The organism is Gammaproteobacteria bacterium, from assembly GCA_041395445.1.
GTDB lineage: Bacteria > Pseudomonadota > Gammaproteobacteria > Xanthomonadales > Marinicellaceae > NORP309.
Genome location: JAWLAO010000003.1, coordinates 399,549 through 423,550 on the forward strand (window position 1 = coordinate 399,549; position 24,002 = coordinate 423,550).

Here is a 24,002-nt window from a genome sequence, read left to right on the forward strand (position 1 = left end):
TTAATTAACCTTCCGTTGAAACCATTCCGTATTAATATCCCAGTCGTCATCAAAGAGAACAGGGAGTTGCATTGCTGTTGGTAAAGCACCTTTATCAAGTACAATTCGACACTTGACAAAAACATCAGAATTATCAGCTTGATTAAACTCAAAGTTGATTAGTTTCTCAAACTCAATCCATAAATCATCAAAGTTATTGAAACTCAACTGTTCATTGGTGTCTCTATTCTTAACGACATAGAGTTTGCTCATTATGAAATAGTAAGCTTCAAGATTAACTTTCTGTGACTCCAGTGTTTCATCAAACCACCAATTTTTTTCTATAAAAGTTTCGGCTTTGGCAATAAACTGAATTCTGATGCCATTGTCTATAGCTTCTTTAATTTTATCGGATACTTGGAAGTTGATTGTTGGATTTACTATTAGCTTTGAGCTTTTAGAAACAGTGTTTAATAAAATGATATTGTTCTTTGCAAGAGCTATGGAACAATAAAATATAATAAAAAAGATGAATATTCCGATAAAAAATGATTCGGACTTATGTTTAAAAATTTGGTTCAGCTTGTGCATTTTTTCAAACAACAATAATAAAAACCATCCATATCCAATGTACCGGTAAGGATTTGTATGCCGTATTGGCAACTTTCAGCAAACGGATAGTTTAACTTGATTTCCTTGAATTGAGGGTGTCTTTGCAGGAAATTTTTAATTTGTTCAGAGTTTTCACATCGGAAAACCGAACAGGTTGCATATAGTATGACTCCATCATCGGCTACTATTTTTGCCATTTCATCAAGTAAAGTTTGTTGAGTATGAATAATATTTTCTAAATCTTCCGAACTTCTTTGAAATTTAATATCCGGTTGACGACGGACAATTCCTGATGCACTGCATGGAGCATCCAACAGTATCTTATTGTACTTATCACCATTAAACCATTGACCTGATTGTGAAGCATCTGCAACGAGCACATTTGCTGAAAGTTTGAGTCTTTCAAGGTTTTGGTGAATTTTTTTTGCCCGATTTGGAAAAATTTCTAAAGCATCCAGTTGAACATTCGGGTTGAGTTCAAGAATGTGTCCTGTTTTTCCACCGGGTGCTGCACAGGCATCAAGTATTTTTTCATTATCTTGTGGATTCAAAATGATAGCGGCAAGCTGAGCACTGGCATCTTGAACTGAAACAGAACCGGTTTTGAATTCATCTAATTTGGTAATATCCTGCGCGTTAATTTTATATGCTGAGTTGATACTTTGGTGTTGTTCAGCACTTTCTATAGGTTTGTATCTATGATTGGCACGAATCCACAAAGGTGGTTTTTGATTGTCAGCCACCAGAATTTTTTGCCAATGGTTTGGCCAATCCATTTGCAATTTTTCTATCCACCATTGGGGGTGTGAATATTGAGCTACCAAATTATCAGATTTATCATTTTTTATTTCAACCGACTTTCTCAAGCAGGAATTAATCAGCCCAACAGCCCATTGTTTTTTGAGGTTTTTGGCAGTATTCACAGCTTCATTAACCACCGCTCTTGCTGGTTTTTCCAGGTAAACAAGCTCTGCTAATGCTTGAGTCATTATCACACAGACCAGTTTATCTTTGGGCTTGTTTTTCACAAATTTGAGCCAGCAACTTTCCAGATGGTGATAATGCCTCAAAGTCTCATAGCAAATAGCTTTGGCATAAGACTCTTCTTGAGGGTTTGCGAATGATTCGGTATGGTTTTGGATTGCTTGCCTGAGGCTGTCCTTTTTAAAAACAACGTCATAAGTTATTTTCGCAGACAATGTTCTGGAATTAATCTTTTTCATTATACCAGTTCGTTTTTGACTGCATAAATTGTCTGATAGATATTTTGTTTTTGCCCGGCTTTTGTATTTCAGTAACTTTCAATTGTCCGTCACCACATTGAATCACAAGCTGTTCTTTATTTGCCAGAACAATTTCTCCGATATTACATGATGAAGTTAAGTTAACGGATTCAGCAGCCCAGAGTTTGAATGATTCGCCATTGATTTCAGCAACGACTCCCGGCCATGGGTTGAAAGCCCTGATTTTTTGATGGATAGATTTTGCTGATTCTTGCCATGAAATCTGTGATTCAGACTTTTCAAGTTTTTTGGCATAAGTAACTCCTTCTTCACTCTGAATCATTGGCTCGGGAAGCAAGTCACTTTCCAGTAGTTTTAGACACTCAATGAGTGCAGATGCCCCCATGATTTTTAGTTTGTCATGTAGTTGAGATGCTGTTTCAATTTCTGAGATGGAACATTCGTGCTGAAGATAAACAGGTCCTGTATCCAGTCCGGCTTCCATTTGCATAATTCCGACTCCGGTGGTTTTATCACCGGCTAATAATGCCCGGTGAATCGGAGCCGCTCCTCTCCAGCGAGGTAATAATGACGCGTGTATATTCCAACATGCAATTTTGGGGATGTCCAAAACGGTTTGCGGAAGTATCAGTCCGTAGGCAACAACAACCATTAAATCCGGTTGCAAGTCTCTTAGTTCATTAATTGCATCATCTGTTCTGAGTGAGATTGGTTGGTAAACCTCAATATTGTTATCTAATGCATATTGTTTGACTGGTGTGTATTGGACTTTTCTTCCTCGCCCAATGCCCTTGTCAGGTTGTGTATAAACGGCAACGACGTCGTAGTTGTTTTGAATCAACTGCTTAAGAGGTTCAACGGCAAAATCCGGAGTTCCACAAAATACTATTCTCATTAATTTTTATCTTCAATTGGTAATGATAGCTGGATGGGCTCGATTGTGCCTTTGTCAAAGAAAATACGTTTGTATTCTGCTCTGGAAACTGAAACATACTTGTCATTGCCACCAATTTCAACTTGATTCCCATCCTTGACAGCTCGACCATTTTCATCAACTCTGACAACCATTGTGGCTTTCTTGCCTGAGTGACAAATTGTTTTCAATTCTTTTAACGAATCTGCCCAAGCCAAAAGATAGTGGCTTCCTTGAAACAATTCTCCCTGGAAGTCAGTTCTCAACCCATAAGCCAGAACCGGAATATTCTCCTGATCGACGATTTCTGTCAGTTGATATACTTGATCTTTGCTTAAAAATTGAGCTTCATCAACAAGAACACAATGAATTTCTTGTTCCTTTAAATATTTTTTCACCAGATTATAAATATTCTCTTTTTCAGCAAAAATAATTGAAGGAGATGATACGCCAATCCTTGATGTGACTTTTCCAACGCCAAAACGATTATCAATAGCCGGAGAAAGAATCAGCGTATTCATGCCTCTTTCTCGATAATTATAGCTGGATTGCAATAAATGCGTGGTTTTGCCGGCATTCATTGCTGAATAATAGAAATAAAGTTTTGCCATCTGTTGAGATGATTTAATAAAACAAAGTGTTATTCTATCAGTTTTGTGATTTGATGTGGACTTGAAAAATAGTTTCCCTGAAAAAAATTGACTCCCAGTGCTGAAATTTGGTTAAGAGACTCCTCACTTTCGATATGTTCTGCAATGGTTTGTTTTTCTGTAATTTCTGCAATACTAACGATGGATGAGATAATAGCTTTGTTTATTTTATCTTTATTGATTTCTTTTATAAATTGTCCGTCAATTTTGATAAAGTCATACTCTATATTTTTTAGATAGGAGAAGCTGGTCAAGCCTTTGCCAAAATCATCTAAAGAAATCTTACAACCCATTTGTCGAACATGCTTGATAAACTCCAATGCTTTTTCAAGATTCTTGATGACTTCGTTTTCGTTAACCTCGAAACATATTATTTTGGGGTCGATATTGTATTTATTCATACAATTCAGCACATAGGGAAGAAAACTGTCCTTTCTGAGTGATAAGCCTGAAATATTTATAGAAAACAAAGTGTTGTTAATTTGCTCTCTATGGGCGTCGTAGAAATTACAAAATAACTCTATGACTTGTTTATCAATAGCAAAATTCATACCAAACCGGTCAGCTGATGGCATAAACAAAGCCGGCGAAATGAGTTCTCCTTGCTCATTTCTCATACGAATGAGAATTTCGTAATGGGATTGAGAGTTAGGTTCGAGTGAATTTATTGATTGACACCAAAGTTCAAACTTTCCTTTTAAGAGAGTTTTTTTCAGAGCATCGTACCACTTTAACTCAGTTTGGGTTTTTTTGAATTCAAAGTTTTCAGCGTTGTATATAGTGTATTTGTTCTTACCTAATTTTTTTGAGACATAACAGGCTTCATCGGCATGAATGAACACTGATCGAAAATCATCTTCATTTTCTACAAAAACAATACCAATGCTGATTCCCAGTTTAAAAATTTTGCTTTTCCATTGATAGGTATAATTACTAATGGCAGACTTGATTTTTTCGGCCAATGCTATCACCTCTTGTTGAGAGGTTTCGCTTAGGATTAATCCGAACTCATCTCCCCCAAGACGAGCTAGATAAGCATCCTTTCCACTAGTTTCTTGTAATATTTGGCTGACTTCTCCCAAAACATCATCGCCGTATATATGTCCACAGGAGTCATTAATGACTTTAAAATAGTCCAAGTCCATATACATAAAGCTTAGCTTGCTTTTGTCGTAGGTTTTTTTAAGAAGTTGTTTTAACTTTTTCTCACACCAACGACGACTGTATAGGTTGGTTAAAGAATCTCTAAACGCCAGTTTAGCCAGCCGGTCAACAAGTTGAGTTTGATTTGTAATGTCTTTGTAATACCAACAGGTTCCTGCAATTTCATCATTACTTATGTGCGGAACCGAGCGTCTTTCAATGATTCTTCCGTCTTTGAAGTGGATTGTGTCTCTGGTTTGGGATTTCTTATCAAAGTTTTGCGTAAAACTAATTAAAACACCTTGTTGCTTCTCTGAAATCTTTTCCTGCATGATTTTATAGGTCTCATCCAGAGTTTGAATAAATAAGTCACCCTTGTTAAAACCCCACATATTGTTAAACTCCAGGCTGATTGCCAGAAATTTTTCATTGCGATCAATGATGAGCAATGCTTCGGATAATGAATCGAGAATAATTCGGTTAGTTGTTTGCAAGTTTTTAATCGCTTGTTTGGTTAATACATTCTCTGTTTCGATGATAGAAATTCCGAAATACCCAATCAGTTGATCATTCTCAAAAACGGCTCTAGCATGGGTATTCAGATGCATGATTTGGCCGGTTGCCGATTTAATCCGGAATTTAATGTTGTTAAAAAAAGAACTTGGTTCTTGAAGTTCGGCAATGGCATTATCCCATGAGCTTTTATTGTAAGGGATTATGATGTCATTGAGTTTGTGTCCGATGACCTCTTCTTTGGAATATCCTATCTGTTCACTGATTGTTTGATTGATGTTTTGAATGACGAAATCAGAGTCCACTTCCCAGAAAATAATTTCATCAGAGAGCTCAACCAGTTCAAGCATTTTTCTGGTTTCTGAGTTGTAATTGTTGTCTGCCTTCATTGTCATAGTTATTTGTTAGCAGTTGATTCCCGGAGTTGAGTGAATCAATGTTTAATATTCAACCAAATTTCTGAAAAGGTACGACGAATGAAAATAGCCAAGCTGAACTTGACCTTGTATTTGTTGTCCTATCCACTATACGATTGACTAGGTATTATACACCAAATTATGACGAATGTTAGAAGTAGAAAGGTCTGTTAAATAGAGTTTTTAAAAATAAAAAACCGGGTGAATAAACTCCACCCGGTTGGTAAAAAATACGATTTCAGAAATTAGTGAATTTCAAATTCGGCACGACATCCGTTATCAACCCAGATATTGTTTCTGTCATATCCCCAATTTCCTTGGCAACTGCTACTGGATAATTGTCTTTTTAGCTTCACTTTTCTACCACTTGTAATTGCACAAGTGTTTCTTCTATTATTGAGTGATGAGCATATCAGCGTATTGTTATATCCGTTATTGTTGTGTCCCGGATTATTGTTGTAACCAGGACCATTGCCGTAGTTGTTTCCATGTCCATAATTACCATGATGCCCACCACGTCCGTTAATGTACAACTGGAATGTTGCTCTGCAACCATTATCAACCCATATGCTGTTACGGTCATAACCCCAATTTCCTTCACAAGATGATCTGGAATGTTGTTTTTTCAGTCTGACGCCACCGGATGTATCTGCCGGGCAACTATTTCTTCTCATATCTCGCGAAGCACAACTCACAGTATCATCCATGTATCCGTTATTATTGTTATTGAAAGGCAAGATTCTGAATTTGGCACGACAGCCGTTTCTGACCCAAATTCCCTGACGGTCATAACCCCAGTTACCATTACAGCTGGCGCGTGATAGTTGGCGGATAAACTCGACACCACCTCGAACATCCACATCACAAGATTGGAATCTCATATCGTTGGAACTACAATAGACAATATCGTCTTGAGGAGTTCCCCAGTGGCTTTGATTAACGACAAACTCAGCTCGGCAACCATTAGTCACCCAAACACCATTTCTGTCAAATCCCCAGTTATTATGACAGGAAGTGTAACTTAACTGACGGAGTAACTGGACTTCACGTCCATCAAGGTAAGCCGGACAATAAGTACGGTTATATCCATGCGACTCACAGACAAAAATATTCTCATCAGCTCCCGGTTGATCCCAGCCATAATTGACAGTAAATTCAGCCCGGCAACCATTATCAACCCAAATTCCGGTTTGATCATATCCCCAGTTGTAATTACAGGTTGCATAAGATAGCTGTTGATTGAAATTCACACCGTATCTAGTGTCAGCCGGACAATGTGTGCGTCGATTTCCATTGGATTCGCAAACAATCACTTGTTGATTTGAGTGATAATTGTACCTGTCCATGTATTTATCATTATTCTGATTCTTCAAATTTTTCAGATCCCTGGTTTGTTCTTGTTGGGCAATTGCTACAACACTAAATAATAGAAAAAATATAAATAGCTTTTTCATGATTTAATCCTCTTTCTCGTGTAAATATTTTGATAAGTGGCGGTCAGCGACATTATCCTCAAATCCGGCAATTTTCGTATTGACCAGATGCCTTGAAACATAATAATACAACGGTATGACCGGTAAGTCATGTAATAAAATGTTTTCAGCATTTTCTGTTAACTGTTGTTTCATACTTAAATTGTCGGTATTTTTTATTTGCTCGATAATGGTATCGAAATTTTCGTTGCTGTATTTATAAAAGTTGAAGTGTGAATCGGAGGTGAACAACTCCAAAAAATTGAGTGCATCGGCATAATCTGCAATCCAACCCGAGCGAAATGTTTGTCTGTCACCGGATTTTCTTGAATTGACAAAAACTTTCCACTCCTGATTGACTAACTTGGTTTGAATTCCTAAAGTCTGTCGCCACATGGCAGCGATGGCAATAGCGACTTTACGCTGGTTTTCACTACTGTTATAGAGCAGTTCAATCTCACACTCGTGCTTGTTAAAACCGGTTTTCTCAAATAACAATTTGGCTTGTTCAACCCTTTCAGCATAATTTGTCCTATCTTCCGTAGGAATTCCTGAAAGATTTTGCGGAATGATTCGATAAGCGGCTTGCTGACCTGTTTTTAAAACTTTCTCAACTAGGATTTCACGATTGATGGCAAGTGACAATGCTTTTCTTAAATCAGAGTTTTGTAAATACTTATCTTTGGTGTTTAAACCTAAAAAAAATGATCCCAGATAAGGTGTAATTCGCAACTCGTTTGGCAAATTTTGCCGAATCCAGTCGATTTGATTGTCAGGAATGGCTTCGGTGATGTCCAGTTCTCCGGCACGAAAACGTTTGAGTTCGCTGGATTGATCTTCGGTGACCCAATAAACCACTTTATCAAAATACACCGAATCTTTATCGTAATAATGAGGATTCTTCTCCAGAACAATTTTTTCCTGAATGTTCCACTCTGACAATCGGTAAGCTCCGTTACTGATGATGTTTCTTGTGGTATTTTGTTGTTCCGGAAGTGGATAAAAGACTGGTAAGGTCAGTTTTTCCAGAAATGCGGAATCCGCTTGCCATAGTCTGATTTCCAAAGTGAAGTCATCAATCGCTTTGACGACTAAATTATCAGGTGTGAGCTTTTGTTGTAGGGTTTCTTCACCATGACGAATATTTTTTAGCAGAAAAGAATAGGGTGCTGCTGTTTCCGGTGCTATGGCTTTTTGCCATGCTCTGACAAAATCACCGGCAACCACAGGTTTGCCATCCGACCATTTGCTGTTCTGGCGAAGTTTAAAAGTCCAGACATTATTTTCAACTTTATGACTCTCGGCGACGCCATAAATCGGTTGACCTTTGGCATCCAAAGTCATCAAGCCTTCATACAAATCACGAAGAATATTGTGTGAATTCAAACCCTCTGCCTGATGAATATTCAGAGAATCAGGCTCAGAACCATTTCCACGATTCAGAATTTTTTCAGCATGACAACCGAGGGAGAATATAAGCAGAAAACAAATAATGTTTGAAAAATAATTTTTCATACCTAAATTGTATCTTTCGTTTATGAATAATTTGTGAACGCCATTCATTATACATGATAGAATCGCAAGTAACCTTTACCGAGAATCAAATTGAAACAATCACCAGTTATAGAGAATAAAAGCCAGCTTATCGAATATCTCGCCTCGGGTTGCAAACCCAAGTCTGAATGGAAAGTCGGAACCGAACACGAAAAGTTTGGGTTTCATAAAGATACACTAGCTCCTTTAAAATATGCTGAAAAAGGCGGAATCAGGGATATTCTTGAGGGTTTGAGAGATAAATTTGACTGGCAACCTCAATATGAAGGTGAAAATATTATTGCTTTGACTCGTGACGGTTGTTCGATTACCTTGGAGCCGGGCGGACAGTTGGAGTTATCCGGTGCTCCGCTTGCTGATATTCACCAAACCTGCAGAGAAACCAATTTACACCTGAAAGAAGTCAAAGCGGTTTGTGAGGATTACAACTCTGCTTTTATTGGTATGGGCTTTCATCCGACTGCCAGAAAAAAAGACATTGAATTTATGCCCAAGGGTCGTTATAAAATCATGCGGGAATACATGCCTAAAGTTGGTACTTTGGGTTTAGACATGATGAAACGCACCTGCACCATTCAGGCGAATCTCGACTTTGCCAGTGAAGCCGATATGGTGCAAAAGTTTCGTGTGTCTTTGGCATTGCAACCGATAGCGACAGCGTTGTTTGCGAATTCGCCTTTTAAAAATGGTAAACCGAATGGATATTTGTCCTATCGTTCACATATCTGGACGGATACCGATAATGACCGTTGCGGAACGATTCCTTTTGTTTATGACGACTCCATGAGCTTTGAACGCTATGTGGATTATATGCTGGATGTACCGATGTATTTTGTCTATCGAGATGGCAAATATATTGATGCCAGCGGTTTGTCTTTTAAGGATTTTATGCAAGGCAAACTGTCGGTGTTGCCCGGTGAATTACCAACACTGAAAGACTGGGAAGATCATTTAACCACAGCTTTCCCGGAAGTTCGTCTGAAAAAATATCTGGAAATGCGCGGAGCCGATGGCGGTCCGTGGCGACGAATCTGTGCTTTGCCGGCTTTGTGGGTTGGGATTTTGTATGATCAGGAATGTCTGGATGCCGCATGGGATTTGGTCAAAGACTGGACAAAACAAGAGCATCAATTACTGCGAGATAATGTACCTAAGAAAGGATTATGCACTAATTTCAGAACAGGAATCGTCCGTGACGTGGCTCTGGAAATGTTGAAAATTTCCAGATTAGGACTTGAAAAAAGAAACATTCGTAGCTCGTGTGGAAAAGATGAGTCGTTATTTCTGGAAACCTTACAAATCATTGCTGATACCGATGTGACACCGGCAGAGCGTAAACTTGGAAAATATCACAGTGTGTGGAATAAGGATTTGAAGTATCTTTATGAGATTATGAAGTATTGAATGCAATTGACAATGTGAAATGAATAATTAGTAATTTGTAATTAACAAACTAATTATCTCGTTCCTATTCTCTGAGACTGTGAAATAACTCATATTAGAATTACAACAAAACATGTTACAATCATATGTGCTAATAATACAAATTTTTACAAATGTCATCATTTTATAAATCAGGAAAGAATCGTCATCAACAATTAATCTTCCCTCCCAGTCTGGATGAATATATAGACTCTGACAATAGTGTAAGAGCGATTGATGATTACATTACACAACTGGATTTTGATAAGCTAGGCTTTCAAGATACAAGGAAAAGCAACCGGTCTGACGGTCAAAAATCTTACAGTCCCAAACTATTAATGAAAATATATCTTTATGGATATTTGAATAAAATCAGAAGTAGCCGAATGTTAGAGCGAGAGTGCAAACGCAACATTGAACTCATGTGGCTTACTTCAGGATTAACACCAACTTACCATACAATATCAGACTTTAGAAAAAACAATCCCAAAGCACTAAGAAAGACATTTAGACACTTTGTTCTGTTATGTAAGAACCTGAGTTTGATTGGAGATGGTCTAAAAGCTGTTGATGGAGCATTTTTTAAAAGCCAATGCCTCAAAAAAACAAATTACTAATGAAGAAGACAATTGAAAAAGACTTGGTAATTATAGATGAGAAAATTGAAACCTATTTAAAAACTTTAGATAGTTCGGATAAAGAAAAGCAACCATCAAACCTGGCAGATAAATTACCCAGGGATATAGAAAAACTGAAAGCCAGACAACAAAAGCTGTTAGATGATTTAGCGCTTCTGAGAAACTAAAAAAAGCAACATAACCTCACAGACCCGGATGCATCACTAATGAAAAAGCCTGCTCATAACCTTGTGGCTTACAATACACAAATAACAGTAGATGAAAAATTCAAATTAATAGTAGCCACTGATGTTTCCTCAAATGGTAATGACTTAGAACAACTTCACAATATGTCAGTTCAAAGCAAAGAGAATCTTGAAGTTCAGGAATTAGACATAGTCGGTGATGTAGGATACTTTAGTGCCAAAGAGATCAAGAAGTGTGTGGATGACAACATCAAAATATCAATACCTGAAGGCAATAAAACTCAAGGTCAAAAAAACAAAGGTAAATATACAAGAGACGCCTTTAAATATGATTCACAAAATGACTGTTATGTATGTCCAAACAATAAGAGCCTCAAAAAACAATATCGAAACAAACTAAAAATGAAAAACTATACTATAAATATGCAACGACAAACCCGGATTGTAATGGATGTCCATTACGAGAAAAATGCTTGTCATCTAAGGCGTCTTATAAAGTGATTTATAGATGGGAATATGAAGCTGTGGTTGAAAAACATAGGGAAAATATGGCCTTAGAGGAATCAAAAGAAATTATTAAGAAAAGAGGTTCCATTGTAGAGCATCCATTTGGAACAATAAAACGAATGCTCGGTTGGGATCATTATCTTGTTCGGGGCATTGAAAAGGTATCTGGTGAAAATGCATTAATCATGTTTACTTACAATTTTAAGCGAGTATTAAATATACTGGGTATTGATATATTTAGAAAAATGATAAGATTGATGTAAGACCTTTAAAAGGCCATATTCACCTGAGTAAAAAGTCAGTTATTGAAGATAATGACAAGCAAAGCTAAATTTATAGCTAGTAAGAAAATATAAAGTAGTTAATCATAAATTTAGTACAATATAGAAAAATGAGAACAATCCATATTTACGATGATTTTTCTATATGTTATTTCACAGTCTCTCTGCGTGGGAATGCGTATTTGTTTTTATGCAGATACTTACGAACTCTTAAAACTCATCCACTTTGCTTAACATGATTGTGTTTTACTAGATGTCTGATCGGTTTCGGGCATGACATAACTCTTTCTAACTTGCACCGAATTTTTTATTCAGAATTAAAATATCGAAGAAGTAACTAAATTAATAAGCTCTATTTCCTTGCGACCAATATTGGTCTGGCATATCCGAAAAGACTTTTTTTGTTGGGTTTGATTATTTCGGTACTTTTAAATCCGGCATCACTTAATCGCTGTAAAATATCTACTCCATAGTTTCTGTAACAGAAAACTTTGTTTTTTCCACGCAGGCTGTCTGAGTGATATTCGGGTGGAAGTATGTTTATTCTTTTTCCATTGACGACCTGTGTTCTTTCAATAGTTTTTGAATCAAGGATGATAGGAACTGTAAAGATAAAAACTCCGTTTGGTTTAAGCACTCTGTATACTTCTTTGAAACCTTTTATATCATTCTCAACATGCTCAAAAACTTCTAAAGATGTGCAGATGTCAAAACAGTTATCTTCAAGTGTCAGTTTTTCGACATTCTGACATTGAATTCCATTTTTGTATTCACCGGGTTTTATTTCATCGATGTACTCACTCAGAGTCAGATTTCTATTTTGCTTTTGCAGAAAGCGAACAAAAGCTCCTCGTGAAGATAATTCATAAACACTCATATCAGGTTTGAAAAATTGTTTAAATACTCGACCTAATGACTGTGCAACCGGAGAGGCGAAACATTTAGAGCAACGAACTCCCATTTCATCATTATGTGTTTTGATTTGGAGCTTCCAGCCACAAAGTGAACACTTCTCTCTATTTAATCGGAGTTGAGACGGCTTTGTCTGTTTGAGTGCTGATATTATCTTGCGAACAATCATTTTTCAGCACATATGAGAATTTGTTCATCACCCAAATACGCATATTTCTCAGACCAGTAGAGAAAGATGTATGCGTCTTTAAATCCTATGTCTTTAAGTTGCTTTAACAATTGCCAACCAAAAGTGTAATAACTTAATGAACCTTTACCGGATACCGGATTTCCATGATATTCGGGAGTTTCATGATGAATGATTTGATTGTCTTTGATGCTTGCTCGAGTTAGATTAGTTAAAGAGTTTAAATCAAAAGGCACTGATAAAAGAAGTTTTCCTTTAGGTTGAAGAACTCTGTGTATTTCATTCAGAGCGGTCTGGTAATCAGGAATATGTTCCAAGCAATCAAATGATAAAATGTATTTGAAACTGTTATCACTAAAAGTTAAGTTGGTTAAGTCTTTATGATTTAATTTATCAGGGAAAAATTTTAGTGAAAGTCTGAATTTAAAGTAGAATGAACTATCTGACAAATATTCGCTGCCGACTATTTTTTTGTATTTCCTTTTAAGCCATTTATATAGCAATGATGCTTGTTCAGTGATATAAATTTTGTCGTTGATGTTTGGTTTAAACAGATTTTCAAATAAATGGATACTTCCTCTGATTCTATTATTAAGTTTGGATTTTTTGCACACCAATCTTTCTCTGAAATTGATCGTTTCATTATTCGAATACTTTAAATCGATTGAAAATTGACTTGGACTTTGAGCGGTCCAGGAAAATCCGTCAATTAAAAAAAATGCTTGTTTCTTGATTCTGAGATTGAGACTGTTATTAATTTTTTGAAGCTCGTCAAGTTGCAACCTATCGTTTAGCAAGTGGTTTTTGTAGTCATTAATGTACTCTATTCGTGTGATATGCATTTGTTATTTAGCCTTTAAGGGAGATTATATGGGTTTTTCACTCTGTCAGGTGTTGTTTTAAATCTTTTATGCACCCAGAGGTATTGTTCAGGGCATTGTTTTACCATATTCTCAATTCCAAGATTGATACGCGTTGTATCAATAATAGCATCTTTTGTTGGAAAGTCAGGCAATGGTTCTGAAATTTTCAGAGTGTAATAGGGTGGTTTAGGATTTCTTTGCACATGGAAAAATAAAACCTCGCAGTCAGATAATCTTGCCAGTTGGTGCGTAGCAACGATGGTGGCAGCCGGACGATTGAAAAACGGAACAAATACCGATTGCCCTCTTCGGTAGTCTTGATCCGGAGCGTACCATAATATTTTTCCTTGTTTTAAATGCTTGATAATTGGTCGGAGTTCGTCTCGTTTAAACATGTGAGTTGCGTATTTAAGACGTGATTTTGTCACGATATATTCGGTCACAGGGTGTTTGTGAGGTCGGTACATACCGGCGATGGGATATTTTTTACAAAGGATTTTTCCTCCCATATCTAAAGCTGTAAAGTGCCCGGCGACCAGCAAGATTCCTTTCTTTTCATCTAAACATCGTTCAATGTGTTCACTACCATCAATAATGGCATTACTTTCGATTTTTGTTGTATTTCCGAGAAAGGCTTTGAGAGTTTGGGTGAACATGATTCCAGTTTCGGAGATGTTTTTTTTGAGCAAAAATTTTCTTTGTTCCTCAGATAAGTCGGGAAAACAAATCTGTAAGTTTTTTTGAGCGACTTTTTTTCGTGAACTCAATAATAACATTAATAACTTACCAAGTCCTGAACCCAATAACACCAGCAGATGATAAGGCAAAGCAGAGAGTAATCGCAATAAAATGTATAGCAACCATGCAAGAGGATATTTGAATATCGAAGGCTTAATCATGGAGTGGATTATATCAATTGCAATTTGGAAATAATATGTCGCGGAGACTTTTTAAATATTTTAGTCTTGAACGATATTATAAATCATATTTTTCAGGCACGATATACCTGACTTTTAGTTGTGAGATGTTGTAGAATGTTGTTTTTTTGAAAATTAGGGGACATTGTGAATATCGTATTCAATCAGTTTTTAGGCAATAGTCCAAAATGGTTTAAATTAACAATTTTAACCTTTTTGGTGTTGTGCTATCCACTAACTCTGGCATTAGGAAAAACCGTAATGGGTTGGGCTTTTATTGCCATGTTCATTATGACTTTAGCGTTAGCTTTGAAATGCTATCCGTTGCAATCCGGTGGTTTGCTGGGGTTGGCAATTCTGGCTTTGGGTTTAACCAGTCCGGAAACGGTTTGGCATGAAATACAGGCTAACCTTGGAGTGATTTTTTTATTGGTATTTATGGTGAGTTTTATTTATTTTATGAAACCACTGCTAATTTTTCTATTTGGAAAAATTTTATTAAAAGTGAAAAACAAGTTGATATTGTCTTTTATTTTTTCCTTTGCAGCAGCTTTTTTATCAGCTTTTTTGGATGCATTGACTGTAACTGCTGTGTTAATCACAGTATTTGTTGCTCTTTATGGAGTGTATGAAAAAGTTCACTCTTCCATGAATGTTGATTATGATGATAACAAAGAACCCGACAGAAAGCAGATGGGGGGCGATACTCTTTCGGAGTTTCGTGCTTTTATTCGTTCATTGGTGATGCATGGTGCAGTTGGTACGGCTTTGGGAGGTGTTTGTACAACAGTAGGTGAGCCACAGAATTTATTGATTTCAGAAAAGATGGGATGGGATTTTGTTACTTTTGCGGTCAACATGTCTCATGTCACGGTTCCTGTTTTTATTGCCGGAATAGTCACTTTGGTTATTGTTGAGTTAACGAAAACATTTGGTTTTGGCGCAAAACTGGATCCGGGGGTTCGTGAAATCCTGAAAAATTATTTACAGGAAGAAGATGCGAAACGCACATCGAAAGATCGCTATAGTCTGGTGATCCAAGGTATCAGTGGCTTATTGCTTATTTTTGGTTTGGCGTTTCATGTGATGGAAGTCGGGTTGATAGGCTTGAGCCTTTTGGTTCTTGTCACCTCTTTAACCGGCATTACAGACGAACATCAAATAGGACGAGCATTCGAGGAATCTTTGCCATTTGTCTCATTGCTGGTTATCTTTTTTGTAGTGGTTGGAATGATTCATGACTTGCATTTGTTCAAGCCAGTGATTGATTGGGTTCTGGCGATGCCATTTGAACAACAACCGAAGGCGTTTTTCCTCGCCAATGGCATCTTGTCTGCAATTAGTGATAATGTTTTTGTTGCAACTGTTTATATTAATGAGGTGAAAGCCGCATTTGATTCCGGAGCGATTACCAGAGAGCATTTCGATACTTTGGCTGTTGCTATAAATACAGGAACAAATATTCCTTCAGTTGCCACTCCAAACGGACAGGCTGCTTTCTTATTCTTGCTGACGTCTGCTTTAGCACCTGTAATCAGGTTGGGTTATGTAAGAATGGTAACAATGGCTTTGCCTTACACGGTTATTCTGACGATTGTCGGATACTTTGCTCAATAAAAATTGAGACACAATATCAAAAGAAGCACCTCTTTTTAGAGGTGTTTTTTTTATGCAAAAAAAACCCGGCAATTTCTTGCCGGGTACAAAAATACATAAAAATTGATTGGGGAAAACCAATTTTCCAGCTTATTCAAAGGGGGGGGAAGAATAAGCTAAAACATGACTCTTGCGAAATCATGGTTCTATCTAATCATGTTTTATTTATATTAGCAAGCATTAAATTAGCAAATTCTAATATAATTTCAAAATTCTTCATTACTCTCAGAAATGTCTAAGTGAAAACTGACAAAATTTGTAAATGGAATCATTTAACCATTAGTTCAGTATCGACACTTGACTCTGATCCGCCAACGATAAATTTGTATTTCCCTTTCGGAATATAAACACCGTGTCCAAGTCTAAGAGCTTCGCTAATTGGTGTTAATGATTTATTCAAAGGTTGTTCTTTGTCTTTGTTTTTGAACTTCTCAGCTGCAAGAGCTAACTCTTCATTGAGTTTGTAATCCCATGTGATTAAATTGAGCCCCTTATGCAAATGAGCTTGATTGGTATAGATAGCCTGTTCATTTTCATCCTGAATTTCGACATGAACTGATTGTTCTGAGTTTGACCAGATTTTGAATGATGCCTGATTCGGTTCGCCATCGTTATACCATCTTGATGGGGTTGAGTTCCAAGCAGAGGAAAACTGAACTTCATCAGGTTTAAAAATATGCAATTCTTTATCTTTGTAGGATTCATATTCCTGAATGAAAGAAACGTCACTTACCCATACGCTTCTTCCATGAGTAGCAACAACCAATTCATTATCTCTGGGGTGAACAATTAAATCGTGTACCGGAACAGTTGGAAATTCATCGCCCAAAGTTTGCCACTTTTGTCCATAATTCAATGAGTAATAAACTCCTCTGTCAGTACCTATGTAAACCAAACCTTTAGTCTTTGGATCTTCTTTAATCACATTGACGGCTGAATTAGGGAGGTTGTTGGAAATATCTTTCCATGATTTTCCAAAATTATTGGAATAGTAAGCATAGCTCTGAATATCATCATTTCGATAGTTATTTAAAGTGAGCCACAAATGGTTTTTGTCATGTTCTGAAGCAACCACTCTGGAAACCCAAAGTTTCTGAGGGAGCTTCTTCGTCACATTCTTCCAGTTATTTCCACCATCGGAAGTGACCCAAACCAAACCATCATCTGTTCCGACAATGATTCTGCCAAACTCCAAGGGTGATTCAGAAATAGAAGTGATTGTGGCATAAGGCACATCGCCATATTTGAGCGATTGAGTTAAGTCTTTGCTAATAGCCTTGTAAGTTTCACCTTTATCCATGCTTCGATAGAGTTTGTTGGCTCCATAATAGATAATTTCTTTATTATGCGGAGATAAAACGACCGGAGTATTCCAGTTGTAACGCAAAGGAGCTTCATTCAAATAATTAGGAGGTTTGATAGATTTAGGTTTTCCTTCTCCAAGTTTGAAATAGTTACCGAATTGAAATCCGACATAGGTTGTATTGTCATCGGTGTTAACATACATTCCATCACCACCAAACAGACGTGTCCATGATTCGCCATCTTTCCAGTCTGTTTTACTGGAACCTTTCAATGTGCCGTTATCTTGTAAGCCGCCATAAACATTATAAGGTTCTTCCATGTCAACATTGATTGTATAAAACTGTCCAACCGGTTGGTAATCTAACTTCCGCCAGTGTTCACCGCCGTCATAAGACTCATCAGCACCACCATCGTTTGCGGCGATGATATGATTGGAGTTTTTAGGGTCTATCAACACTTCATGATAATCGACATGAACCTTAGGATCATAAAGGCTAATCCAATTTTGTCCGCCATCTGTTGATTTTATTAATGGAACGCCCATGGTGTAAATCGTATTGGAATCATTGGGATCAACATGAATTTTGCCGAAATAGTAACCATAGGTGAAAACTACATTATCTAATGACTTTTCGTGTGTTTTGCTAAATGTTTCTCCTCCATCATCTGAGCGATAGACTTCCAATCCCTTAATATCAGTATCGAACAAGTTATTATTGGCATCCTTTAATGACTTGACTAAATCTTGTGGCGTGGTTTTTTTCTCTTTTAGTTCTTCTATTACTTTATCGGCAGTGGTTTTCGGTGGAAAATTATTATCTCTAAGGAATTTCTCCAGTGCATCTTTATCTTGCAATAATAATTCTTCAGTTGTCATTTTTTTAAGGCGTTTGGCATTAATGGCTGTATCTCCCATATCCCACTGATCTTCCGGGAGTTGTTCCTGATTATCGACCACTACATAGACAACATTATTGTTGGAAGCTGCAACATCAACACCCATACGACCAACAAATTTACCGCTTGGTAAGCCATTTGAGAGATGCCTCCATGACTTGCCATGATCAGAACTTTTGTAAATTTTACTTCCTACGCCTGACTCTTCAAAATCCCATGATTTCCGGAACCGTTGCCAGGCACTGGCGTAAACATCACCATTTGAAGCTATGGATAAATCGACAAAACCGGTAGTTTTATCGCCTTTGAGAACTTGTTTCCAATTTTTTCCACCATCTTCAGTTAAGTAAATTCCACGTTGTCCGCCCTCGGAGTACAAAGCTCCTAAAGCAGCAACATAGACTCGATTGGAATCACTGGGATCAACGATGATGTCTCCAATTCGATTGGTATCACCCAGTCCCATATATTGCCAGGATTCACCGGCATCATTTGAACGATAGACGCCCATTCCTGCATAAGATGAGCGTGAAGAGTTGTTTTCGCCGGTTCCTAACCAAAGAACATTTTCATCATTTGGATCAATTGCTAAAGAACCAACAATTTGATTCGGTAGTTTGTCAGTGATTGGCTTAAAAGTGATCCCTTTGTTTTCAGATTTCCAAACACCTCCGGAGGCATAAGCCAGATACATAATGTGGTCGGATTGTTGCGGAACTCGAATCGCTACCACACGTCCGCCTTGTAAAACCGGTCCGATATTTCTCCAAGGCAAATCACGAAAGTCTGATAATTCGACTAACTCTTGATGTTGTTTCCATGATTTGAGTTGGTTTTCATAGGAATCAGGAATACCTGCATAGGCAGATATATTTAAAACTAAGAATGTTAGAACCAGATTTTTCATAATTTGAATTACCACTGCAAAAGTGGTATCAATTATGCTGATTCAGATAAGTTGTGACAATGTATTTTTAAAAAAAGCTAACCAATGAGTTAGCTTGTTGAAATATTTGAATATGCCAGTGGAGAATTACTCCATAATTTCAGATCCCAAGGTCAGCAATGAACGAAATCTAAGAATCTCCAGTTTGCTGACAGTGATAAATTTTTCAATATTTACGCCTGATAACACGCTGTTACCTTTTTCGGTGAGGTGAGCCTCTGAAAGTGTTTGGATAAGGTGGTTTTTATGGTCAGCATATTTTGGATTAATAAATAAGGTGTGGAAAATGCTTTGTTCCTGAGTTTCTCCAAGTTTATGAACCAGGCTTTTACTCATTTTATTGAGTCCATCATAGAAATCTTTATAAACAAAACCGTACGGCATTTCGCCTTGACTAACAGCTTTTACAACAGCCATCCAGTTGTCTTTTGAATGTATAGTTTTAGGCTTAATGTTCTTGCTGAATAAATCTTTAATCCCAATTCGCGTGACCATCATGCTGTTGCAACTGACACACTCTTGATTATTAAGAACTTCAAGAGATCCATGGTCAGCATCTTGGTTGGCTATAAAAACGATTTCATCAAACAAGTTTGTGGAGTGTAACAGCGGAATAAATCCGTGTTTTTCTTGTAATGAAAGAGAGTCTTGCGGATTGGCATAGATGATATCGGCTTCCTCCATTTTGTTATGGAATTCGACAAAATCTAAGCATTGATAAAAAAGAGTGCTGACATTTGCATACTTGCTTAGGTATTGACTAAACTGAAACCACTTTATTGGATCGCCGGCTGTATCGTGAGGGCATACCATCATTTTTAAACTATCCATTCTTTTCTCCTCAATTTGATACTATGACTGGATTGTTTCTGAGATTTTTTGAGATGCTCTTTTGACGTCTAAAAATATGAGTCCGAGTTTGGCATCTTTCTTTGCGAGAACAGTTAGAACAGCGTCTTCTCCGGCACTAACCATAAGCACATAGCCCATTTTTCCTTTAATTAGCACTTGCTCTAATTGACCTCTTTCCAACTCTTGAGCTGTTCTTTCACCGAGTGAAAGCATAGCTGCACTCATAGCACCAACTCTATCTTCATCGACATTATTTGGGAGTTGTGATGCGATAATTAAACCGTCGGTAGATATAATTGCCGATGCCTCAACATCAGGTGATGAACTATTTAACTCTTGTAAGGTGGACTCTAAAATATTTATTTTCATATTCTTGTTGTTATATAAAAGGAGCTGGATTCAACAACGAAGTGCAACACTCCAGTTTCTAGATTTTACTTCAAGGGGAGTTAAAAAGCCTAATTTTTTTCTGGGTCTGTTGTTCAAAGCGTCTTCAACAGCCTGAACTTCGTTTTCTGATAACTGATCAAGAGTCTTGTTTTTAGGGAAATACTGTCTGATTAAACCGTTAGTATTTTCATTCGTGCCTCTCTCCCAGGAATGATAAGGTTTGGCAAAATAGATGTTTATTCCGATAGTATCACTAATCATTTCGTGTTTTGCGAATTCCAAACCGTTATCCAAAGTCAGGGTATGTGTGATTTCATCCTTTAGCTTTTCAATACAGGCTTGACTGACATCGGTTGCCAGTTTTCGGTTCAATGGTTTGATTTTGACTTCGAGTGATTTTCTGTCAACAAGAGTCAGTAGTGCTCCTCTGTGCTTGCTGCCAATAATTGTATCGCCTTCATAGTCTCCAAGGCGTGAACGATTATTTGCAACCATAGGACGTTTATCAATATCTACGCGGTTGCTTATCTTTCCACGTCTGGTTTGGCCGGAGTTGTATCGTTTTCTTCTTTGTTTTTGGCATCTCAGGTGTTTAAGCAATAAGGCTTTGTTCTCTTTGTTAGCATAAATGAATTGATAGATTCTTTCGATGCTGGGTACACCATCCCAACCATCGAGTTTTAAACGACCATTGATTTGTTCGGGGGAGAATTTCTTCTTTAACAAGTAAGTGACATAAGCCCAGCAAAAGTCGGTTATTTTATTGGCATTATCAGATTTCCGTTTAACCGCAAATTCATTGGCTTGCTTGGGTCTGTATCCTCGAAGTCCGGTATTGCGTTTAATTTCACGAATTACAGTGCTTTTATGACGATTTAGGATGTTTGCTATTTCAGTTTTGCTACAATTAGTTTTCAGCAGAGCTGATATCTGATATCTTTCTGCTTCAGTAAGATGTGAATAGTGTGACATTTGCAATCTCTTTTTGGGAAGTTCAACTGCAAGTGCAACACATCACATCTTACTTTTCAACTTCGATAAAAATTTTGTTGCACTTCGTTGTTGAATCCAGCGGACTTTATTCTATGTAAAAACACAATAATAACAAGAATGATAATTAATTAAACTGTTAAAATATGTTACATGGTTCTATATAAAGCGTAATAGTTTTTTATGAGTGATAATAAGAGTGTTGAAGGAAGATAAAAGTAACGGATAGAGTAAAATGTTTCTAGTTTACTTGATTGCATTTAGTTGTAACCTTTTTTGCAATTGCTATCATTGCTCTGTCAAATATGGGTTTTTGCTCTATTATAATTGCTGTCTTTTGTCTGAAGTTTAGTGCAACCTCATTAAGGCTTTTATCGGAGACTTTGATGCCCTTTGAATCTACAAACAGCAATTTGTGTGTTATGGGACTAATCCATGACAATTTGGCTCTAACGAGTTTATTTTTTTGTTCGGTAGCAAATTCTACCCAATCGCCCGGTTTAAGTCTTTTGGCTGTATCAAGATAGGAGTCTTCAATATGTTTTATTTCAGTATCTGATTTGTTTTGAATCTGATTGTCAGTAAGATAGTTGAATATATCAGGTTTTTCTGCATTTTCATCAATCTCTTCAAATAATTTGACTGCGTGAATGTATTCATGTTCAAACTTACGATCTATCGCTTTTAAATCATTAATTTCAAGCAGTTGTTCATACAGTTCGAGTCCTTTTTTCTTGATTCCAGGTTCATCATACGCAACTAATTTTAGGCCTTCGCAGTAATGATTGATGACATTTTTTATTTGTGTGGGAGTCGCATTAACTTTTTTGTTTTGCACTGAAGCGAATATCAATTTATCTACGAATTTAATATATTTATCAATTATTTCTGGTTTATCTTTATGTCTTAAATGAATGAGAGTCAGCACGCTTGCCCAAGAATTTAATAATATTTCTGTTATATTTTTTGGTAGATAGAATTTTTTCATTCTTGATTGCAGTATCTGAGCTGTCGCTTCTTTGGCTTTTAATATCTTGTCTTGTGCTAATGCTTTTTCGGAGGTTCTTTTTTCGGAGACATAAACGCGCTTTTGTTCTTTATTGAAGAATTTTTGGAAATCATCTATTAAACCCGAGAAATCAATGTCGTTATAATCAGAATTTAGAATTACATAAACGATTTGCTTGATTTTGTTGATAAATTTCCCTTTTTTGTCATTTTTTTCATTCCAACCAATAGCAGCTTGAGCCAGATTATCCAATAACTTTCTAGCACTATTTTCTTTATTTGAAAATATCCTGCGATCTTGTAATGCTATATGCAAATAGGGAATTTGTAGCTTCGCAAGTAGAGCCTGAATTTTATCTGGTAAATTTCTGTCATCAACCAAAAACTGAAATAGCATTCCGACTAAATCAATAGTATCTTCATCTTGCTGCTTTACCCGTTTTGTCTCTTTTCCTGATGCAGAGTGCTCTAGTTGTTTCAACAGGGCATTTTTAAGTTCAGTTGGACTGAATATGGGTTGTAGGGAATCACCTGAATTGATTTCAATGTTTCTTAGTGCTAAAAGTGCCTTATTTATTTTCGGAGCATCATACACAGGAAAATCAACTCTGCTGCCATATGTATTTGGCGAAGAAATCATATCTTGATTTTGCATTTGTCTAAATGCATCAAATATTAATTGATAGTTTTCATCGTAGTATTCTCCTGGAACCTGATTGTTTTGATTGTAATTCAGCCTATGATCATTGTTAGTGAGAGATGGTTGCTCTTTCTTTATCTCTCTATTTGAGTTCGCACTTGCTGAGTTTAGTCGATTGGCTGCTTCAGGCAATGGCTGGAACTTTAAACTAGGGAGAATCCCTTGCTCAATCAGATAGCTATTAATTTTATGATAGAGTTCAATGAGATTAGGAATCAGATTCCTCTCAAATAACTTCAAAATAATCAATTCAACAGTCCCGGTAACAACAAGATGTTCAAGCGTTCTAGCAAAAGATTCGACGATAACAAAAGGAGATACTGGTATTTGGTCGTTCTTTAACTCCTTCCCTCCAGCTAATAGTGAAAATCGTTTTTGAAAAGCATACAATTGTTGATGCAGGTGTGTATCGGCTTTCCCGACCATATTCGAAATAGCGAGTTTATAATCTAGTTCATGCTCATCAATCAATGACAATTTGATATTGGAGCTATCAGTTGCTGTTGTGTCATTTGTTCCTGGGAAGAACTTGTAATCCGAGTTATTAAACTTATTAAAAACAGTTTGAATCCTATCGGTAAACTTCCTTAACATCAAATCTTTTTTCTTTCTGATTTCTTTCATTGCAGAAAAGTAGTCAGACTGTAATTCATTACTTTCTGCTTTCTCAGCCATATTAAACAAAGCATCATCAAGATGGTCATAATAAGAGAGGATTGTTGGTTTTAGACCTGAGATAAGCAATTCATATATTTTTGGTAGTATACGCCCCTCACTGATTTTTTTCTTCAGTTTTGAAGATATATTTAATATGTTATTTGAAGAGTCAGATTCTGCCACTTTTTTCACT

At 36.8% G+C, this 24,002-nt stretch carries 21 protein-coding genes; 6 read left to right on the top strand and 15 right to left on the bottom strand.

What is annotated here, in order from left to right; genetic code table 11:
• From R3F25_07600 to R3F25_07630, 7 genes are all read right to left on the bottom strand, one after another.
• Positions 1-570, bottom strand: a complete 570-nt coding sequence (locus R3F25_07600) for a DUF4390 domain-containing protein (GenBank protein ID MEZ5496679.1) — start codon at positions 568-570, stop codon at positions 1-3.
• The gene (rsmB, locus tag R3F25_07605; GenBank protein ID MEZ5496680.1) at positions 558-1,814 is read right to left on the bottom strand and encodes a 16S rRNA (cytosine(967)-C(5))-methyltransferase RsmB; all 1,257 of its coding nucleotides are present in this window, start codon (positions 1,812-1,814) and stop codon (positions 558-560) included. The genes R3F25_07600 and rsmB overlap by 13 nt, the downstream gene beginning before the upstream one ends.
• Complete coding sequence (gene fmt / locus R3F25_07610) at positions 1,801-2,730, bottom strand: methionyl-tRNA formyltransferase (protein MEZ5496681.1); 930 nt, start codon at positions 2,728-2,730, stop codon at positions 1,801-1,803. The genes rsmB and fmt overlap by 14 nt, the downstream gene beginning before the upstream one ends.
• On the bottom strand, positions 2,730-3,359 hold the full coding sequence (locus R3F25_07615; GenBank protein ID MEZ5496682.1) for a thymidine kinase: 630 nt from the start codon (positions 3,357-3,359) through the stop codon (positions 2,730-2,732). The genes fmt and R3F25_07615 overlap by 1 nt, the downstream gene beginning before the upstream one ends.
• 29 nt (positions 3,360-3,388) lie before the next feature.
• Positions 3,389-5,449 (bottom strand): EAL domain-containing protein, encoded by a 2,061-nt coding sequence (locus R3F25_07620; protein ID MEZ5496683.1) that lies wholly within the window; start codon positions 5,447-5,449, stop codon positions 3,389-3,391.
• A gap of 266 nt (positions 5,450-5,715) precedes the next feature.
• Positions 5,716-6,924 (bottom strand): DUF3011 domain-containing protein, encoded by a 1,209-nt coding sequence (locus R3F25_07625; GenBank protein MEZ5496684.1) that lies wholly within the window; start codon positions 6,922-6,924, stop codon positions 5,716-5,718.
• A 3-nt stretch (positions 6,925-6,927) separates the two neighbouring features.
• Complete coding sequence (locus tag R3F25_07630) at positions 6,928-8,457, bottom strand: peptide ABC transporter substrate-binding protein (GenBank protein ID MEZ5496685.1); 1,530 nt, start codon at positions 8,455-8,457, stop codon at positions 6,928-6,930.
• Positions 8,458-8,547: 90 nt separating this feature from the next.
• On the opposite strand from R3F25_07630, the gene R3F25_07635 reads away from it, so the two are divergent.
• The 5 genes from R3F25_07635 (at position 8,548) to R3F25_07655 (ending at position 11,511) form a co-directional block, all read left to right on the top strand.
• The gene (locus R3F25_07635) at positions 8,548-9,900 is read left to right on the top strand and encodes a glutamate--cysteine ligase (GenBank protein MEZ5496686.1); all 1,353 of its coding nucleotides are present in this window, start codon (positions 8,548-8,550) and stop codon (positions 9,898-9,900) included.
• A 152-nt stretch (positions 9,901-10,052) separates the two neighbouring features.
• Positions 10,053-10,535, top strand: coding sequence for a transposase (locus R3F25_07640; GenBank protein MEZ5496687.1), 483 nt, complete (start codon positions 10,053-10,055; stop codon positions 10,533-10,535).
• Positions 10,535-10,723, top strand: a complete 189-nt coding sequence (locus tag R3F25_07645) for a hypothetical protein (GenBank protein ID MEZ5496688.1) — start codon at positions 10,535-10,537, stop codon at positions 10,721-10,723. Before R3F25_07640 ends, R3F25_07645 begins: the two co-directional genes overlap by 1 nt.
• 39 nt (positions 10,724-10,762) lie before the next feature.
• Complete coding sequence (locus R3F25_07650) at positions 10,763-11,242, top strand: transposase (protein MEZ5496689.1); 480 nt, start codon at positions 10,763-10,765, stop codon at positions 11,240-11,242.
• Positions 11,125-11,511 (top strand): transposase, encoded by a 387-nt coding sequence (locus tag R3F25_07655; protein MEZ5496690.1) that lies wholly within the window; start codon positions 11,125-11,127, stop codon positions 11,509-11,511. The genes R3F25_07650 and R3F25_07655 overlap by 118 nt, the downstream gene beginning before the upstream one ends.
• 370 nt (positions 11,512-11,881) lie before the next feature.
• Here R3F25_07655 and R3F25_07660 read toward each other — a convergent pair whose 3' ends face one another.
• From R3F25_07660 to lpxL, 3 genes are read right to left on the bottom strand one after another with little or no spacing between them, the layout of a single operon-like run.
• Positions 11,882-12,610, bottom strand: coding sequence for a class I SAM-dependent methyltransferase (locus R3F25_07660; protein ID MEZ5496691.1), 729 nt, complete (start codon positions 12,608-12,610; stop codon positions 11,882-11,884).
• Positions 12,607-13,470: a class I SAM-dependent methyltransferase gene (locus R3F25_07665; GenBank protein MEZ5496692.1), complete on the bottom strand. Its 864-nt coding sequence runs from the start codon at positions 13,468-13,470 to the stop codon at positions 12,607-12,609. Before R3F25_07665 ends, R3F25_07660 begins: the two co-directional genes overlap by 4 nt.
• Positions 13,471-13,484: 14 nt before the next feature.
• Positions 13,485-14,390 (bottom strand): LpxL/LpxP family Kdo(2)-lipid IV(A) lauroyl/palmitoleoyl acyltransferase, encoded by a 906-nt coding sequence (lpxL, locus tag R3F25_07670; GenBank protein MEZ5496693.1) that lies wholly within the window; start codon positions 14,388-14,390, stop codon positions 13,485-13,487.
• 165 nt (positions 14,391-14,555) lie between these two features.
• Between lpxL and nhaB the strand changes: the two genes are divergently transcribed.
• On the top strand, positions 14,556-16,025 hold the full coding sequence (nhaB, locus tag R3F25_07675) for a sodium/proton antiporter NhaB (protein MEZ5496694.1): 1,470 nt from the start codon (positions 14,556-14,558) through the stop codon (positions 16,023-16,025).
• A gap of 307 nt (positions 16,026-16,332) precedes the next feature.
• Here nhaB and R3F25_07680 read toward each other — a convergent pair whose 3' ends face one another.
• The 5 genes from R3F25_07680 to R3F25_07700 all read right to left on the bottom strand — a co-directional run bounded on the left by R3F25_07680 (position 16,333) and on the right by R3F25_07700 (position 24,001).
• The gene (locus tag R3F25_07680) at positions 16,333-19,173 is read right to left on the bottom strand and encodes a glycosyl hydrolase (GenBank protein MEZ5496695.1); all 2,841 of its coding nucleotides are present in this window, start codon (positions 19,171-19,173) and stop codon (positions 16,333-16,335) included.
• Positions 19,174-19,299: 126 nt separating this feature from the next.
• Positions 19,300-20,043: a PhnD/SsuA/transferrin family substrate-binding protein gene (locus tag R3F25_07685; protein ID MEZ5496696.1), complete on the bottom strand. Its 744-nt coding sequence runs from the start codon at positions 20,041-20,043 to the stop codon at positions 19,300-19,302.
• Between the two features lie 21 nt (positions 20,044-20,064).
• Positions 20,065-20,433: a roadblock/LC7 domain-containing protein gene (locus tag R3F25_07690; protein ID MEZ5496697.1), complete on the bottom strand. Its 369-nt coding sequence runs from the start codon at positions 20,431-20,433 to the stop codon at positions 20,065-20,067.
• A gap of 30 nt (positions 20,434-20,463) precedes the next feature.
• Positions 20,464-21,426, bottom strand: a complete 963-nt coding sequence (locus tag R3F25_07695) for an IS30 family transposase (GenBank protein ID MEZ5496698.1) — start codon at positions 21,424-21,426, stop codon at positions 20,464-20,466.
• Positions 21,427-21,685: 259 nt separating this feature from the next.
• Complete coding sequence (locus R3F25_07700; protein MEZ5496699.1) at positions 21,686-24,001, bottom strand: DUF1631 domain-containing protein; 2,316 nt, start codon at positions 23,999-24,001, stop codon at positions 21,686-21,688.
• Between the last annotated feature and the right edge of the window lies 1 nt (position 24,002).

Excerpts from the sequence above, each read along its gene's own strand:
- R3F25_07620 (MEZ5496683.1), bottom strand. The coding sequence starts at position 5,449 with ATGACAATGAAGGCAGACAACAATTACAACTCAGAAACCAGAAAAATG.
- R3F25_07615 (MEZ5496682.1), bottom strand. The coding sequence starts at position 3,359 with ATGGCAAAACTTTATTTCTATTATTCAGCAATGAATGCCGGCAAAACC.
- R3F25_07645 (MEZ5496688.1), top strand. The coding sequence starts at position 10,535 with ATGAAGAAGACAATTGAAAAAGACTTGGTAATTATAGATGAGAAAATT.
- R3F25_07640 (MEZ5496687.1), top strand. The coding sequence starts at position 10,053 with ATGTCATCATTTTATAAATCAGGAAAGAATCGTCATCAACAATTAATC.
- R3F25_07665 (MEZ5496692.1), bottom strand. The coding sequence starts at position 13,470 with ATGCATATCACACGAATAGAGTACATTAATGACTACAAAAACCACTTG.
- R3F25_07625 (MEZ5496684.1), bottom strand. The coding sequence starts at position 6,924 with ATGAAAAAGCTATTTATATTTTTTCTATTATTTAGTGTTGTAGCAATT.
- R3F25_07690 (MEZ5496697.1), bottom strand. The coding sequence starts at position 20,433 with ATGAAAATAAATATTTTAGAGTCCACCTTACAAGAGTTAAATAGTTCA.
- R3F25_07660 (MEZ5496691.1), bottom strand. The coding sequence starts at position 12,610 with ATGATTGTTCGCAAGATAATATCAGCACTCAAACAGACAAAGCCGTCT.
- R3F25_07630 (MEZ5496685.1), bottom strand. The coding sequence starts at position 8,457 with ATGAAAAATTATTTTTCAAACATTATTTGTTTTCTGCTTATATTCTCC.
- lpxL (MEZ5496693.1), bottom strand. The coding sequence starts at position 14,390 with ATGATTAAGCCTTCGATATTCAAATATCCTCTTGCATGGTTGCTATAC.
- R3F25_07600 (MEZ5496679.1), bottom strand. The coding sequence starts at position 570 with ATGCACAAGCTGAACCAAATTTTTAAACATAAGTCCGAATCATTTTTT.
- fmt (MEZ5496681.1), bottom strand. The coding sequence starts at position 2,730 with ATGAGAATAGTATTTTGTGGAACTCCGGATTTTGCCGTTGAACCTCTT.
- R3F25_07695 (MEZ5496698.1), bottom strand. The coding sequence starts at position 21,426 with ATGTCACACTATTCACATCTTACTGAAGCAGAAAGATATCAGATATCA.
- R3F25_07650 (MEZ5496689.1), top strand. The coding sequence starts at position 10,763 with ATGAAAAAGCCTGCTCATAACCTTGTGGCTTACAATACACAAATAACA.
- R3F25_07680 (MEZ5496695.1), bottom strand. The coding sequence starts at position 19,173 with ATGAAAAATCTGGTTCTAACATTCTTAGTTTTAAATATATCTGCCTAT.
- rsmB (MEZ5496680.1), bottom strand. The coding sequence starts at position 1,814 with ATGAAAAAGATTAATTCCAGAACATTGTCTGCGAAAATAACTTATGAC.
- R3F25_07685 (MEZ5496696.1), bottom strand. The coding sequence starts at position 20,043 with ATGGATAGTTTAAAAATGATGGTATGCCCTCACGATACAGCCGGCGAT.